General features: G+C 36.6%; 13 protein-coding genes, 1 pseudogene and 1 other annotated feature. Of the genes and pseudogenes, 3 read left to right on the top strand and 11 right to left on the bottom strand.

Features of this window, described 5'->3' with window-relative positions:
* Positions 1–230: 230 nt before the first annotated feature.
* From ACZSMY_RS07795 to ACZSMY_RS07810, 4 genes are all read right to left on the bottom strand, one after another.
* Positions 231–1,817 (bottom strand): PucR family transcriptional regulator, encoded by a 1,587-nt coding sequence (locus ACZSMY_RS07795; RefSeq protein WP_042533307.1) that lies wholly within the window; start codon positions 1,815–1,817, stop codon positions 231–233.
* Positions 1,818–2,121: 304 nt separating this feature from the next.
* Complete coding sequence (locus ACZSMY_RS07800; RefSeq protein ID WP_042533305.1) at positions 2,122–2,343, bottom strand: helix-turn-helix domain-containing protein; 222 nt, start codon at positions 2,341–2,343, stop codon at positions 2,122–2,124.
* An 11-nt stretch (positions 2,344–2,354) separates the two neighbouring features.
* Entirely contained in the window at positions 2,355–2,840 is a 486-nt protein-coding gene (locus ACZSMY_RS07805) for a DUF2975 domain-containing protein (protein ID WP_332094141.1), read from the bottom strand.
* Positions 2,841–2,879: 39 nt separating this feature from the next.
* Positions 2,880–3,689 carry a DUF817 domain-containing protein gene (locus ACZSMY_RS07810; protein ID WP_042533300.1) on the bottom strand — a complete coding sequence of 270 codons (810 nt, stop codon included), beginning with the start codon at positions 3,687–3,689 and terminating at the stop codon, positions 2,880–2,882.
* A gap of 303 nt (positions 3,690–3,992) precedes the next feature.
* Between ACZSMY_RS07810 and ACZSMY_RS07815 the strand changes: the two genes are divergently transcribed.
* On the top strand, positions 3,993–5,096 hold the full coding sequence (locus ACZSMY_RS07815) for a 5-methyltetrahydropteroyltriglutamate--homocysteine S-methyltransferase (RefSeq protein ID WP_042533299.1): 1,104 nt from the start codon (positions 3,993–3,995) through the stop codon (positions 5,094–5,096).
* Positions 5,097–5,206: 110 nt separating this feature from the next.
* On the opposite strand, the gene ACZSMY_RS07820 is transcribed toward ACZSMY_RS07815, so the two are convergent.
* From ACZSMY_RS07820 to ACZSMY_RS07835, 4 genes and pseudogenes are all read right to left on the bottom strand, one after another.
* Complete coding sequence (locus tag ACZSMY_RS07820; RefSeq protein WP_212928318.1) at positions 5,207–5,722, bottom strand: methylated-DNA--[protein]-cysteine S-methyltransferase; 516 nt, start codon at positions 5,720–5,722, stop codon at positions 5,207–5,209.
* Between the two features lie 24 nt (positions 5,723–5,746).
* Positions 5,747–6,292 (bottom strand): annotated as a pseudogene (locus ACZSMY_RS07825) (bifunctional transcriptional activator/DNA repair enzyme AdaA); the annotation flags it as partial.
* A gap of 77 nt (positions 6,293–6,369) precedes the next feature.
* Complete coding sequence (locus tag ACZSMY_RS07830) at positions 6,370–6,786, bottom strand: DUF5367 family protein (RefSeq protein ID WP_042533296.1); 417 nt, start codon at positions 6,784–6,786, stop codon at positions 6,370–6,372.
* Positions 6,783–7,370, bottom strand: coding sequence for a TetR/AcrR family transcriptional regulator (locus ACZSMY_RS07835; RefSeq protein ID WP_042533294.1), 588 nt, complete (start codon positions 7,368–7,370; stop codon positions 6,783–6,785). The genes ACZSMY_RS07830 and ACZSMY_RS07835 overlap by 4 nt, the downstream gene beginning before the upstream one ends.
* A 193-nt stretch (positions 7,371–7,563) precedes the next feature.
* Between ACZSMY_RS07835 and ACZSMY_RS07840 the strand changes: the two genes are divergently transcribed.
* Complete coding sequence (locus ACZSMY_RS07840; RefSeq protein ID WP_256706021.1) at positions 7,564–8,307, top strand: GNAT family N-acetyltransferase; 744 nt, start codon at positions 7,564–7,566, stop codon at positions 8,305–8,307.
* A gap of 147 nt (positions 8,308–8,454) precedes the next feature.
* Here ACZSMY_RS07840 and ACZSMY_RS07845 read toward each other — a convergent pair whose 3' ends face one another.
* On the bottom strand, positions 8,455–9,423 hold the full coding sequence (locus ACZSMY_RS07845; RefSeq protein ID WP_244882383.1) for a 2-hydroxyacid dehydrogenase: 969 nt from the start codon (positions 9,421–9,423) through the stop codon (positions 8,455–8,457).
* Positions 9,424–9,759: 336 nt separating this feature from the next.
* Between ACZSMY_RS07845 and ACZSMY_RS07850 the strand changes: the two genes are divergently transcribed.
* Positions 9,760–10,242: a DUF7832 domain-containing protein gene (locus ACZSMY_RS07850; RefSeq protein ID WP_465147644.1), complete on the top strand. Its 483-nt coding sequence runs from the start codon at positions 9,760–9,762 to the stop codon at positions 10,240–10,242.
* Between the two features lie 110 nt (positions 10,243–10,352).
* Here ACZSMY_RS07850 and ACZSMY_RS07855 read toward each other — a convergent pair whose 3' ends face one another.
* Both ACZSMY_RS07855 and ACZSMY_RS07860 read right to left on the bottom strand, forming a co-directional pair.
* The gene (locus ACZSMY_RS07855; RefSeq protein WP_042533288.1) at positions 10,353–12,038 is read right to left on the bottom strand and encodes a 2-isopropylmalate synthase; all 1,686 of its coding nucleotides are present in this window, start codon (positions 12,036–12,038) and stop codon (positions 10,353–10,355) included.
* 66 nt (positions 12,039–12,104) lie between these two features.
* Positions 12,105–12,368, bottom strand: a binding site (T-box leader).
* Between the two features lie 308 nt (positions 12,369–12,676).
* A complete protein-coding gene (locus ACZSMY_RS07860; protein WP_465147645.1) occupies positions 12,677–14,578 on the bottom strand; it encodes an endonuclease MutS2 in 1,902 nt (633 codons plus the stop codon).
* Positions 14,579–15,089: the final 511 nt, after the last annotated feature.

Raw genomic sequence — 15,089 nt, forward strand, 5'->3', positions numbered from 1 at the left:
AATAAATTTTCACACTTTTTTCAACTGCAAAAAAAGTGCATACGTTTTATCTTTCTAAAAATGACTAAAAATAAACTCATTATAGCTGTTATGAAATCAATTAAATGCCCTGGTTCCCAAAAAAAACTGGAGCAACACTCAAATTCTATCAGTAGAGTCTGAGTATTGCCCCGGTTTCTTTCATTTCCACAATCTTTTATTCATAACAATATTTTTTATCGTTTTATCTTTCAAGATAATTCTTTTATTTTCAAACAAAAACGCAATATAAAACCTGCTTCCGGATTACTGATATCCATATTTAACTCCTCTTCAATTTTATTAATTCGGTAATTTAAGGTACGTCTGTGAATAAATAATTTTTCAGAAGTTTTAGAGACATTTCCGTTATTATCCAAATAAACGATTAGCGTATGCAGTAAATCATCATTTTCTTCCCGAAGCAAGGGAGACAGAACTGTGTCGGTATATTTTTGCACAACATCTTCCGAGGTTAAATTAATCAATATCTCATAAATTCCTAATTGGTCTTGGATATAAACATTTTCTTCCGGTTTTACCTTTTCCCCTATTTCCATCATTTTTGTAACAGAATGCATCGACTGATCGAAGTTTTGAGGATCTGATATGCAAGAACTTATTGAAATACGAATCGGTTCTGCACTGTTTCTTGCATTATATTGTACAACAATCTGCTGCCATGCCTTAACAAGCATTGAATAATTCACCTTTTTCCCATAATGAAATGCATAAAAATAATTATGTTTTTCAAAAATTAATGTCTGACCAAATTCGAATTTCTTTATTAGAACGTCCAATTCTTTCCTGATGAGACAGGAGGAATCCACCAACAAATTCGCAGGCTGGTTCGACTGTCTTATCCATGGCGCTTGAAAGTGTACAATGGTTATTCCCTTATCTTCATTCTCCTTTAAATCATTTAAAAAAGATTCCATTAACTCTATTTCATATAGCCGATTTTTTTGATAATAAATCTGATCACTCATAAATAGTTCACTCAATTTATTACTCATTTTCTTCATAGTGACAGAATCTGTTTCGGCTAATTTTTCATCTGCATAGAGCACATGAATAATTCCAAAGATTTGATTCTTTGACGTCAAAGGAATCAGCATCCTATTTTTATATCCTTGCATTTTATAAATAATAAATGATTGATCATTGAATTCTGCTATCCATCCTTCAATGACTTTTAAATAAGAAGCAGCTTGTGGAGGAGAAAATAAAGCGTTCTTTTTCCTCCATCCATCTGTTTTAAAATAAGCAGAACGATACAAAAGTTTTCCTTCCAGATCTTCCACATAGACAGAAGCTTTCACGACTTCTGCCATACTTTCAATTGCCTGCTCCATGGAAATAAAATTTGATTCTTGTATTTGAGTAAATGGATGATGGGTTTGAATTTGCAGTTGTTTCTCTTCATATAATTTTTCATATAGAGGCATCAAAATATTGATATACGAAATATTCTTTGGAATAGATATAATCGGAAAATCTCTTCTGCTTGCCAATTCAATCATTTTTTCTGGAAGCTTATTAATAAACCTTCCAAGTTTGACTACAATCCCAGACGCACCTTTCTCAATTAAAGTACGGACAATGTCAACTTGCTTTTCTTCGTCATCCTTAATCGAATAGAAAGTAGTCATAATCAATATACCGGGTGTAACCCAATCCAGCACTTCAGGAACCTCCATTACTTCAACAGAATTAATTATATTATTTAACCCCTCATGCCCTGTAATTAGTGTTCCTTCTGATAACTCTCCAATTTTTAATGCTTCTGCAATTCTCATAAACGTACTCCTAACCATTTCCTAATCTCATTTATAATTTTCAAAACAAATTATTGGTTCACTATCTGAAATAGGATATTACAGTATCTTACCTCTTTACATTATTTGAAGTCAAATACATCAAACACTTTTATATCACATTAATAAACAGCCATGAACCTCAATAATCCTGAGTTTATGGCTGTTAGTTTCTTATTAAAGAGCTGCACTAAAAATTAACCTTTTAGACAATTCCTATACTTTTTTATAAACTTCATCAAGGGAATCCAATGATTCATTTTAGTATAACTTTAGAAAAAACCTCTCAAACTCCTTCTTCCTCATCCGGCACATACTCTAAAATATCCCCTGGCTGACATTCCAAAGCCTCACAAATCTTTTCCAATGTAGAGAACCGAATCGCTTTTGCTTTTCCATTTTTCAAGATAGACAGATTTGCCATGGTAATACCAACCTTCTCTGTTAATTCCGTTACACTCATTTTACGTTTTGCCAGCATCACATCAATATGAATCACTATTGCCATATCATCACCCCTCACACGGTCAAATCATTTTCTGTTTTAATTTCTAACGCATTTTTAAACAGCTTCTGTAAAAGGGAAGCAAATACAGCAACAACAAATGAAACAAACAATGGCACCATGCCAATTATAATTACACCTGGAGCATCATCCTTCTCGGCAAACAAATAAATAAACGGCATCGTCAGAATATAAATCCCAGTAATTGTTAAGGCACATTGTTTAATCTTTTTCAGAGTAAAAACAGCCTCTTCTGAAAAGGTCTGATTTTGGTCAATCAGCCTCAGTAGTTTTAAGGCTTGGTAAAGTGCCAGATAAAATGGAATCGTTGTTAAAAAAACACCAATTACAATTGGATATATGACCCATTTAACCATCGCAGAACTATCCGAAATATCGATGATAATTTGCGGAATTAAAATAACCGATAGGGCAATCATAATTAATCCCATTAAATAAATAACTGTTTTCAAAAATGTCGTTGAGCTTTTCTGCATCATAATCACCTCGTTTATATATATATAAAATACTTCTCTTAATTAACTTTTACTTCTGGCAATTCCTTGATTACTTCCTTCCAATAACCCTTCTATCTTCGCCTGTGATTGTTTTAACATTGCTACAATCAAGAAGCTGACAATGACTAATAACAGCCAGGAGCTTACTTTTCCTAAATGTACCATGCTCCATACTTCTGCCTGGTTTGGATATTCCCATGCCTGGAAAAAGGTTGCTATATTCTCGGCTATCCATATAAAGAAACCAATCAGGAAAAAAGAAAGGACGATGGGCATACGATAGCGTTTATTGCCGACCTTATAATCCACCCATGCTCTTAAAAATACGATAAGTACTAATGCAGACAGCCACCATCTGATGTCCAGCCAATAATGATGGGTAAAGAAATTCAAATAAATTGCAGCTGCCAGCGGTCCTGCTAAAAAGATAGATGGCCATTTTACCAGCCGAACATCTAATCTTCTCCATGCCTGACACAAATAGCTGGCGACACTTGCATACATAAAACCACTGTATAGCGGAACTCCAAAAATCTTCGTAAACGCTTCTTCCGGATAGACCCATGAGCCCATATTCACTTTAAAAATTTCTAAAGTCAATCCAATGATATGAAATAAGGTAATGACGACAAGCTCTTTTTTCGTTTCTAATCCGGAGGCTATCATAAAAACCTGTGTGATGAGACAGATAACCAATAGCCAATCATATCTTGACAGGAAAGGCAGATCGATAAACTTTGTTATCGCTAAGGACGCAAAAATAATGACTGGAAAGATACAGGACAGCGCCTGTTCATAACCAAATCGGATAAGCTGTTTGATTGCTTTCATTTTCTCAATCTCCAATTTAAAATTTTATTATTAACATTGATTATAGATAACTATTTATCGAAAATCAATAAAAATATTTCAACTAAGAATAAATTTCTTCATTCCCCCTGTTATAACAGGCTATTGCATCTTTTCAAAATTAAATGGAACATTTCTGATAGAAATTATAATTAAGCAGGATACCCGCTATATGTTAAAACTATATCTACCAATATGTTTTAAGTATTTTACAGACTTTTATTATTCTGTATATAATTAATCTATTAAGCATAAGTAAATACATACTTACGAGGAGTTGCAGCGATGTTAAACATAAAATACGATATTGTAGGTTCTTTTTTAAGACCCGATGAAATCAAGATTGCCCGTGCAAAATATTTTAATGGAGAAATTGATTTGAATGCATTAAGAGAAGCAGAAGATCAGGCCATTTCCGATTTGGTGGAGAAGGAAGTGGCACACGGTCTCAAATTTGTTACAGACGGTGAGTTCAGACGCAGATGGTGGCACCTTGACTGGCTGAAAGAATTTGACGGCTTTACTACAAAGCATTTTGATAAGGTAATCAACGACGTCACGAACAAAATTGAGCTAGGATGTATTGAAGGGAAAATTTCTTATAACAAGAATAAGAATCATCCAGAAATAGAAGCCTGGGATTATTTACATAGCCTCGCTAAAAATTACGATGGCGTAGAAGCAAAAAAATCTATCTCCGGACCGAATATGATTCTGGTTGATCATTTTCTTCAGCTCGGCATCAAGGATACACCATATTATGGCACCGATATTGACCTCGTTATTGAGGATATTGGAAAAGCCTATCAGGAAGCCGTTCAGGATTTATACGATCATGGATGCCGTTACTTACAGATTGATGATACGTCATGGACCTATATGATTGATGACACATTCAATGAAAAAGTATCCGCTCTGGGTTATACAAAAGAAGAGGTTTTAGAATGGTTTAGACGAGCTTCTGCCAAGGCTTTGGAGAAAAAACCCGAAGACATGACAATTGCAACGCATTTCTGCAAAGGAAACTTTAAAGGAAACCCGCTCTTTTCAGGATTTTATGATTCAGTCGCAGAAGTTATCAGCACGATTCCTTATGACGGTTTCTTTGTGGAATATGATGATGCCCGTTCCGGTTCCTTTGCACCTTGGGAAGTGCTTAAAAATACCGGCGCTACATTTGTAGTCGGTCTTATCTCTACCAAAAATCCGGCATTGGAAGCACATGATGATATTAAGAAAAGATATTTGGAAGCCAAATCCGTCGTGGGCGATAACATTGCACTATCTCCACAATGCGGTTTTGCTTCCGTGGAAGAAGGAAATTCTATTGATGAGGAAATACAGTGGAAAAAGATTGACCTCTTAGTTTCCTGTCAGGATTTCCTCTAAAGAAGAATGCTCTCTGGAGCTGCGAAATAATAAAGCATTAGAAAGCGTGGCTGTGCCAGACTTCTAATGCTTTTTCCATCTCTAGAAATTCTAATAGATGCTCTTAGAATTTATCTCCTCTCCAGCTCTAATAAACTTTCTTTCATCGGAATACCTCCGCGAAATCCTGTCAGCTTGCCATCCTTTGCAATCACACGATGACATGGAACCAGAATCATTACTGGATTGGCGCCGATTGCGGCACCAACAGCTCGTACCGCTTTCGGTTTTTCTATTTTTTCCGCTATATTCATATACGAAACTGTTTCTCCATAAGGGATGTGCTGCAGCGCTTCCCAAACAGATTCTTGAAAAGCAGTCCCTTTTAAATCCATTGCCAAATCAAATTCTTTTCGTTCACCATCTAAATAGGAAATCAGCTGCTCTTTGTAACAATTAATTTTCCCCTCATCATGTACCAGTTCTGAGTCTGCTCTTTTTTTATCTGCCCAGGCTTCAATTTCATCTATTTCTTTATTTTGAGATCCGACATAGCATAATCCATTATCAGTTGCCGCAAGATAGAACGACCAGCCGTTATGCTCTAATTTTCCATAATAAATTGTTTCTTCTTGGTTATGCTTCATTGCAGACACCTTCTCCCTGTACGCTTTTCTAAATTGACGCGGTGTTTGTTGATTCTTTTCTTTAAAAAGTGTTGTGAAGCGAGTTGGATTTGTTATACCGATAAGATGAGCTATCTCCTTCACAGATAAATCCGTTTCTATTAAGCAGTCCTTTGCTTTTTCCAGCCGAATTTGCTGCAAATAAGCCAATGGAGTTATTCCTGTCCACCTTTTAAACACGCGATGCAAATGATAAGGACTGCCATGACACGCTTCTGCAAGCTCATTTAATGTTAAAGACGTTGCATAATTTTCTCTGATATAATTTTCCGCCTGTGTTACCCATTCTTCATCCGGAAGGCTGCTTCCTCCAGATTTACATCTCTTACATGGCCTATATCCAGCCTGTAAAGCATCTTCTGCCTTTTTGAAAATGGTAACATTATCAAAGTTGGGAACTCTTGATTTACAAGAAGGACGGCAAAAGATTTTTGTTGTTTTCACCGCATAAAAGAATTGCCCGTCATACGATTTATCATTTTCTATAATTGCCCTTCGCTGCTCTGCAGTTATTTTTGTATCCAACAGCAACCACCTCTTCTTTCATTGTACACCTGAAAGATAAGAAATAAAGAATAATCCAATTAAAAAGCAAGATATGAAAGTTTCTACTTTCCTCTTACAACTTGTTTTTGTCTGGCTTTCTGCTGGAATAAAAAGGGTATTACTAAATACAAAGCATAGGCAAAAGTCATCCAGGATGAAAAAGCAATTACCTGTGTCTCGTGTAAGTCAGGAAATATCATTTGATAATTTGAAAAAACAAAGCTATCCAATAGTAAACCAATCATGGTTCCTACAATTCCAAATCGTATCGCGGCATACTCCTTTTTATCAAATAGGGTATAAAGATAGATGACCAGCGTTAATAGAATGGCTGTTCCAACGAGAAGTGCTCCGGAACTATACATAAATGCATCTGTACCAGGCGGAAAAAGAACAGCTTCTCCAAAAATCCGGAAAAATAAGGTAGCTGCGCCCCAAACGATGACACCCCATGCTGCTGTGAACAAATAGGTTTTCATTCCGCTGCCTCCTTCTCGCTTAAATTTGTAAGAGCCTCTATAATCTGCTCAAATTCCTGATATACTTTTTCAACGGGAAAATCTTTTTGCAGTAATGCCTGCATCGCCAAGCCATCCACCATGGCATTAAACATAATTCCCCATGCTTCCATAGAAACACCATGCACCGGAGATGCCGGCCATATTTTTAATAGATTCTCGGATAATGCCTGATTTTCTGCCTGCATAATCTCTGAGAGCTGATTTCTGATCTTCTCATTTTTGAAACTGGCTGCTGTCATTAAAATAAACAGCTGATGAAAAAAAGAATTATAGGAACAGCGGCTTTTAGCCGAAGCAATCGCCTGCTTTAGCACATAGGTATTACTTTTAGAAATTTCATACCAGCTTTTTTCACATATGTCCTCGACAATGCTCAAGAGCAGCTGTTCCTTGGTCCGAAAATGGTAATAAATCGTCCCTTGAGTTACTCCGGCTGTATCTGCTACCGCTCTCAAAGTAAACTTCTCCGTCCCCTTCTCAACCAGACATTCCTTGGCATATTGAATTAACTCCTGCTTGCTGACTCCATTAGGTTTTGCCATTCGCACACCGTCCTTTTAGTTATTCAACTGACTAACTTTAAAATATCATAACCAAATACTTTTTACAATGATTCTTCCGGATGTTATTACACGACATAAAAGCCTGTTACTATACCGAAAAAAGAATACCTTTTCGAATTGAATATTTATACAAATAAATGTATAATAATTCAAAAGCTATCGGAGGGATATTATGCTTGATAAGACGATGGAAGAATTATCTTTAAACAATTGGCAGCCTTTATCTACATTACTTTATGACGGCTGGGTGCTGAGATTTGCGAATGGTTATACCAAACGGGCGAATTCCATTCAGCCTATCCTCTATTCCACTTTAGAATTGGAGCAAAAAATAGATGCATGCGAGAAAATCTATGCAGAAAAAAATTTACGTACCACGTTTAAAATCACGCCTTTTATTCAGCCAGAAAACTTAGATGATATATTAAAGGAGCGGGCTTATTCATTGGTGGACTATACCAGTGTCCAAACTATAGCTTTAGATACTATCAGCGAGCCGGCTCTCCATAGGGTAAGAATAGATGAAAAAATAAACAGAGAGTGGCTGGATTGTTTTTGCCAACTTAATAATGTAGAAGAAAAAAATAAGGATACTATGATGCAGATGCTATCCAATATCGTAACGCAAAAGTGCTTTATATCCCTCTATTATAATGAAGAAGTAATTGCCTGCGGTCTTGGTGTTATCGAAAGGGAATACATAGGGCTTTACGATATTGTCACCGATAGTCAATACAGGAATCAAGGATTTGCCGAACAGCTGATATTGCACTTACTAAAATGGGGAAAAGATAAGGGAGCAAAATACAGTTACCTGGCTGTTTTGCTGAATAACGAATCTGCATTGCGGCTCTATTCCAAAATTGGTTTTTCAGAAGTTTACAGATATTGGTACAGAGTAAAAGAAAATAAGTAAACGCCCGTTCTTCTGCCGGAACTGCAACAGCAGATCAATAAGCTTGAAGAAGGGCCGATTGTATCTATTATTATAAATACACAATCAGCCCTTCTTTTCTTTCTAAAACAATAAATTATTTTATTATCTCAGCCGGTATCCGGCATATTACCGCTTCATAACGTTTTGAGGCTCTCCTTCTAAAAATGCCACCGTATTATCAAAAGCAATTTTAGCTCGTGCTTCCATGGCTTCATCTGTTAAAAAGCCGACATGTGGAGTTAAAATAGCATTTTTCGCATGCAATAATTTATAGTCTCCTGGAATTGGCGGTTCCATATCAAACACATCAATACCAGCTCCTGCGATTTTGCCGCTGTTCAACGCATCTGCCAACGCGTCATTATCCACAATCGGCCCCCGTGCACAATTAATTAAAACAGCTGTTTCTTTCATCAAGCTTAGTTTTTCTTTAGAAATCAGCCCCTTCGTGTTCGGCATCAGCGGCACATGTAAGGTTACAATATCTGATTGAGCCAATACCTCATCTAAATCCATATACTCCATGCCCAGTTCTACTGCTTCTGGATTGATGCTCGCCTGGTTGGAGGCAACTAATTTAGCGCCAAATGCTTTGAATAAACGGGCAGTCTCGATACCAATTTTTCCTGTACCGATAATACCGACTGTTTTTCCTTTGATTTCTTTTCCCTGAAAAGCTCCAGGGTAATCTGCAGCACGGATATCACTATTCCCCTGCGTTACGCGGCGATACAAATCCATCACCAGGCCAATGGCTAATTCAGCAACTGCCTGATTGGCATATCCGGCTGCATTACATACGAGGATATCTTGATTTTTTGCATCTGCAATCCCTACATGATCCACTCCTGTAAAAGCAACATTGATTAATTTTAAATTGTCATTTTGATTAATTACTTCTGTCGGATACGGATTATTTGCAATCATTACTACATCTGCATTCTCACTCCGTTTGGCCAGTTCTTTCGTATCGGTTGTTTTTTCATTATAGTAAACAAATTCATGCCCTTTCTTTTGGAGTGGTTCTGCTAATTTTTCAATAAGTGAATCTGGAACATTTAGCGGTTCTAATAATTTGACTAACATACCTGTCATTCAATCCTTTCTGCTATCCTTCTTAGCTGCTGGTTTAGTTTTTTTGTCTACATTTTAAACTATCTATTGTTTCATTATAATGATAAACATTATGTTAACTCAAGAAATGACCATCATTCTTTTCGGTCACATCTAATTCATTTTGAACATTGCGTCCCTTTTAATCCAGTTATGCAGCTAAATTTTAACTTCTGTTCCTATCATTTGAATACAGTAAAAACGTGCCTGTCTTCATCAATCTATTCTGCCGGATAACTGTAAACAGCTATTGTATGATGATACACTTATTAGATAAAAGCTGGAAGTACATAACATATATTTAAAGGGGATAAAACCATGTATTTTGATCGAATTGATTATCATCACGCGTCTGCTTACGAACCGTATATGCAAAAATTTCAAAAAGACGAGGAAGAACTGACAGAAACAGATATGGATGTAATTGAATATTATGCTGGAAACCATATCGGCTTCTTTCTGACCTGGATTATTCAACATCAGTTTGAAGGGGAATTGTTAAAAGAAACAGCAAATGAAGATCTCCAGGCTGTACGAAACGAAACAATGTCCGGGATAGAATTTTTTATTAAAAATTGTGATGGAAAATTCACAGAGGAAGATGTCTCTGAAGAAATTTTTCCGTTTGTAAATGCTTATTATGAAAGATACTATCTGACTGATTATGGATTATGGGTAGTAGATGATTTAAAAGAAGTACCATTTGGTTTCATCGGTACATGGGAAAATTATCATGATTTCGAGTATACTATCGATCATGCCTACCAAGACTACAAAGATCAGAAACTCTATCTGAATTAAAGAAGAGCTTCTCTTAAACATACATATGTCTAAGAGAAGCTCTTCCATTCATTGATACTTTTTTTGAAGTCTCTTGTTACTCTTCTTTTACTTGAGATTCCTAAAACACATCATTTTACCGTTTCTTTTTGACTTATCAAGGCATCCTCCAGTCGATTCACTGCTACCACTAAAGCATATACAGATGCCGCAGTGATATCCTCATGAATGCCTGCTCCCCAGTAAATTTCTCCCTGATGGGAAATACCAATCTGTGCACAAGCCTCTGCAGCGGAATCTTTACCTAAAGATTGCTGTTCATAAACTTCTAAAGCATAATCGATGTCAAAATGCGCTTTTAACGCATTACTGATCGCATCCAGACTTCCGGCTCCTTTACCTTGCAGCTCGATTTGCTCCTTTTCTTTTTGGATGGTTAACGTTACTTCCTGCCCGGTTCCTTTATTAAAATAGTAATCTACTAATTCAAAGTTTGGATGATATTCCACATAATTTTCTCTAAAGACCTGATAAATTTCTTCCGCGGAAAGCTCTCTGCTTGTTTGATCAGACACTTTTTTCGTTGCATATCCCATTGCTTCGTTCATTTTATACGGAAGTTTTACGCCAAAGTTCGTTTCCAGAATATAACCGATTCCGCCTTTTCCGGACTGACTGTTGACCCGAATAACATCTGCCTGATAATTTCTGCCGATATCTACTGGATCTACTGGAATATAAGGAACATCCCACTTTTCCGTATTTGTTTCCTGACGGTATTTCATCCCTTTGGAAATTGCATCCTGATGTGAACCAGAAAAGGCTGTAAAGACAAGATCGCCGGAATACGGATGTCTTTCATGCACTTCTGTTCGAGTCAGCTTCTCATACTTTTCACGGATGGCATTCATCTGACTGAAATCCAATTCCGGATCAAAGCCTTGGGAATACATATTCATTGCTAAGGTAATCAAATCGACATTCCCTGTACGCTCACCGATGCCAAATAACGTACCTTCTACTCGCTCTGCACCAGCTAAAACGCCAAATTCAGCATCACTCACGCCACTTCCACGATCGTTATGCGGATGAATCGATAAAGTAACTCCATCCCGATAAGCCAGATTTTTGTGAATATATTCAATTTGATTAGCAAAAATATGCGGCATCGCAATTTGAACAGTGGTCGGGATATTGATGATTGCTTTATGATCAGGTGTCGGCTTCCAAATATCTAACACACTATTACAAATATCTAAAGCATAATCTACCTCTGTTCCTGGAAAGCTTTCCGGACTATATTGGAAATAGATATCTCCTCCTGCTTCTTCCGCAAGCTCTTTCACTAAAACAGCTCCATTTAGAGCAATTTGTTTAATTTCCTCTTTAGATTTCTTAAATACTTGCCTGCGCTGAGCTTCCGAAGTGGAGTTATATAAATGCACGATAGCTCTTGGTGCACCTTGAATTGCTTCAAAGGTTCTGCGTATAATATGCTCTCTTGCCTGCGTGATCACCATAATTGTTACGTCATCTGGAATCATATTATTATCAATTAATTTCCGTAAAAGATTAAACTCCGTATCAGAGGCAGCCGGAAAACCAACTTCGATTTCTTTAAAGCCGATATCTACTAATAGCTGGAACAATTCCAGCTTTTCTTCCAAATTCATTGGAATAGGCAACGCTTGGTTTCCATCCCGCAAGTCCACGCTGCACCATGTTGGAGCTTTCTCCAAGGTTTCTTTCTTCACCCAGTCATAAGATATTGTCGGTGGCATAAAATATTGTTTTCCGTATTTTTGATGATTAAACATGATACATTCCTCCTCAAATTTAAATTGAAATAAAAAAAAGCCTTTCTTCTCCAGCAATTCACTTTGCTAGGAGACGAAAGACTTATTCTTACGCGGTACCACCCCGATTTCATGGTAAACCAAATTACCATGCACTTATCCAGATACAGACAAAACTGTCTTATATCCTTCCCGTGTAACGGTGGGGTTCCGTCCTTAATTACTTTCTTAACTTGATTTCACTAAGGCTGCTCTAAGGCGAGTTCCCTGCTTCCCTGTCATTGCTTCTCATCAGCCAGCAACTTTCTGTAAACAAGTCAGACAAGTACTATTCCTTATCCTTGCATTCCAATTTTGATATTTTCACTATCTTATCAGATTTATCAGAGAATGGGAAGGGGGAATTTTAAAAATATTTTTTGTTGCTTGTAAATTCATATTGAAAACATCAGCTTGGCACTATTTGTATCAAATATTAAATGTTTTTTAATAACCCTCCAAATTCATAAGCAAAATTTCATTCAGGGAGTTAACACCCGTAAAATCCCCGCCTAAATAAATTCATTTATACTCTCTATTTGGAGGGAGAGGTTTACGTAAGGTTCAAATAACAGAAGATGCCTACCCTTTTTTATAGTCAGCACGGACAAAAGGCCAGCTTACTTTTCCCTGTTTCTAATCTCCTTCTCCACCTTCCGCAATGCTTTTTTAGATCCCCGCTCCAAATCATGCTGCATTTTCAGAGAATGATAATTCTCGAATAAAGTATCCATATCGTAACCTGCAGGATATAAATCCTTCCCTTTAATCTCTAAAGAGATTCGCTTTACATTCACCGTAATCAGCTCATTTTTATAAAAAACGACCACATTATATTGTGAATCAGCTCCTTCATAGATAATTCCGAAATCATCGTATTCCAACAGCTTGACCCGATCTCCTTTTTCGTACTCCGTAAATACAGCTGATTTCTGTTTAACTGTCTTAGGCTTTCTAATTTTATTATGATTAACAAGGTCAAAATGATATTCTTTATTATTCATATATTCCTTCGCTTTTTGAAGAACTTGTTCTTTCATGTTCATTTTCCTGGAGATCCACAGCGCATTACTTTCTCCTGATTTCCCCATAATCAATTTATACAGCGGCTCTAATGTTTCACTATTAAATTGCATCGCCGCATTCATGAAGTCCGGATGCATTTCTGAAAAACGCTTGATTTCACCATAGTGGGTTGTAGCTACAGTAATACAGCCCATCTGATAAAATTCTTCTAAAATAGAGATAGCAAGAGCTGCTCCTTCATTCGGCTCTGTTCCGCTGCCAATCTCATCAAAGAGTACTAAAGAATGATGATTCGCCTGCTGCATAATCTCAGCTATATTTTGCATATGAGAGGAGAATGTACTTAGCGCATTTTCCATGCTTTGATTATCGCCAATATCCACAAAAATATTTTCGAATAAGCTGATTTCCGTTTCCTTATTAGCCGTTATATGAAACCCTGACATCACAGATAATGTCAGAAGCCCAATCGTTTTTAATACAACGGTTTTTCCGCCGGCATTTGGTCCGGTGATAATCAGGCTCCTGAAATCTTCACCTATCTCAAAATTCAAAGGCACTGCTTTCCCTGTTAACAGCGGATGTTTACAATCGATCAGTTTCATATACCCATGGTCATTCAATTTGGGCTCAATTCCGTCCATCTGCTTACTAAATTTAGCTTTGGCAAACACCATATCATATTGGCCAATCAATTCCATATTTATTTTTAATTCGCTGATATTCTCTAAAATCATTCCCGATAAAGTTGCCAGAATTTGATATTCTTCCATCTGCTCCTCAGCTTTTAATACAGCAAGTTCATTATTTAATTTACTGACTGCAGCAGGTTCAATAAAAACCGTAGAGCCTTTGGAAGAGGTGTCTACAATGACGCCATCGACATGATGCTTATAAGCAGCTTTTACTGGAATTGTATATCGATCATCTTTTTTACTGATAAATGCTTCCTGGATATATTTTTTATACACACTGCTTTTCAAAAATCGGTTTAAACGTTCCTCCATCTTCGTCTCAACAGCTTGGATATGGTTTCGAATCCGTTTTAATTCTTTGCTTGCTGCGGAATCGATTCGATTTCCTTTTATCGAAAAATCAAGCTCTTCTTCTATACTTTGAAATACGGCCATTGAATTTGCATAAGAGGCTAATACAGGTGCAAAAAATGCTTTATCGAGCATGTATTTTTTGATTTTCCGGCAGCCCCGCAGGAAATCCGATACATTTACTAGATCATCCGGCTGTAAGATGATTCCCTTTTCTAGATTTTGCATGATATTTTCAATATTGGAAACGCCCAGGAAAGGAACACGGCTATTCGTATTCAAAATGGCCACCGCTTCCGTCGTTTCATTCAATCTGCTTTTCACCACGTTAATATTTGAGCTGGGCTTTAATTTATCCATTAACTGCTTTCCCAGCCCGCTGATACAATAAGATTTGATAATTTTTTTTAGTTCATTATATTGCAGTTTATCAAAGGTTATCTCATTCATTTTTTGTTCTCCTTTACGATATGCGTTGAAGTAATCAAGTTCCTCTCTTGTTTACAAGGGAGCGTATGAATGAAGATACCTGCCCATTAGATTTCAATACGTATCTTCTCATCCATTTTGAGAATGAATTTTATCAATAAAAAAAGCCGCAGGAATACCGCAGCTTTTTTACATAATAACCCATCTGTCATGTACATCTGTTTCAGAATAACAACAGATAGCACAACGAGACAAGACGATTATGATGAGGTGCTTATAAGTTCAGCAGGTATCTTCATAGGTTGAAATAAATACATTACAAATAAAGGGTCTACTCACCCTAATTATTTCTATATTTATTTCGTTTGAAATTATCCTATTTAGAACCTACTACAATACTCACACAGCACACTCCTTATTTATTTAAATAGCATTGAAATCTAATTTATAATCACATTATACAATATTTAAAAATGAAATGGAACTGCAAATTTATATGAGATGTATTTCTTCTTACATTAGGTCAAGGCAT

It is taken from the genome of Oceanobacillus sp. B139/18, from assembly GCF_055524595.1.

Excerpts from the sequence above, each read along its gene's own strand:
- ACZSMY_RS07795 (WP_042533307.1), bottom strand. The coding sequence starts at position 1,817 with ATGAGAATTGCAGAAGCATTAAAAATTGGAGAGTTATCAGAAGGAACA.
- ACZSMY_RS07800 (WP_042533305.1), bottom strand. The coding sequence starts at position 2,343 with ATGGCAATAGTGATTCATATTGATGTGATGCTGGCAAAACGTAAAATG.
- ACZSMY_RS07805 (WP_332094141.1), bottom strand. The coding sequence starts at position 2,840 with ATGATGCAGAAAAGCTCAACGACATTTTTGAAAACAGTTATTTATTTA.
- ACZSMY_RS07810 (WP_042533300.1), bottom strand. The coding sequence starts at position 3,689 with ATGAAAGCAATCAAACAGCTTATCCGATTTGGTTATGAACAGGCGCTG.
- ACZSMY_RS07815 (WP_042533299.1), top strand. The coding sequence starts at position 3,993 with ATGTTAAACATAAAATACGATATTGTAGGTTCTTTTTTAAGACCCGAT.
- ACZSMY_RS07820 (WP_212928318.1), bottom strand. The coding sequence starts at position 5,722 with ATGAAGCATAACCAAGAAGAAACAATTTATTATGGAAAATTAGAGCAT.
- ACZSMY_RS07830 (WP_042533296.1), bottom strand. The coding sequence starts at position 6,786 with ATGAAAACCTATTTGTTCACAGCAGCATGGGGTGTCATCGTTTGGGGC.
- ACZSMY_RS07835 (WP_042533294.1), bottom strand. The coding sequence starts at position 7,370 with ATGGCAAAACCTAATGGAGTCAGCAAGCAGGAGTTAATTCAATATGCC.
- ACZSMY_RS07840 (WP_256706021.1), top strand. The coding sequence starts at position 7,564 with ATGCTTGATAAGACGATGGAAGAATTATCTTTAAACAATTGGCAGCCT.
- ACZSMY_RS07845 (WP_244882383.1), bottom strand. The coding sequence starts at position 9,423 with ATGACAGGTATGTTAGTCAAATTATTAGAACCGCTAAATGTTCCAGAT.
- ACZSMY_RS07850 (WP_465147644.1), top strand. The coding sequence starts at position 9,760 with ATGTATTTTGATCGAATTGATTATCATCACGCGTCTGCTTACGAACCG.
- ACZSMY_RS07855 (WP_042533288.1), bottom strand. The coding sequence starts at position 12,038 with ATGTTTAATCATCAAAAATACGGAAAACAATATTTTATGCCACCGACA.
- ACZSMY_RS07860 (WP_465147645.1), bottom strand. The coding sequence starts at position 14,578 with ATGAATGAGATAACCTTTGATAAACTGCAATATAATGAACTAAAAAAA.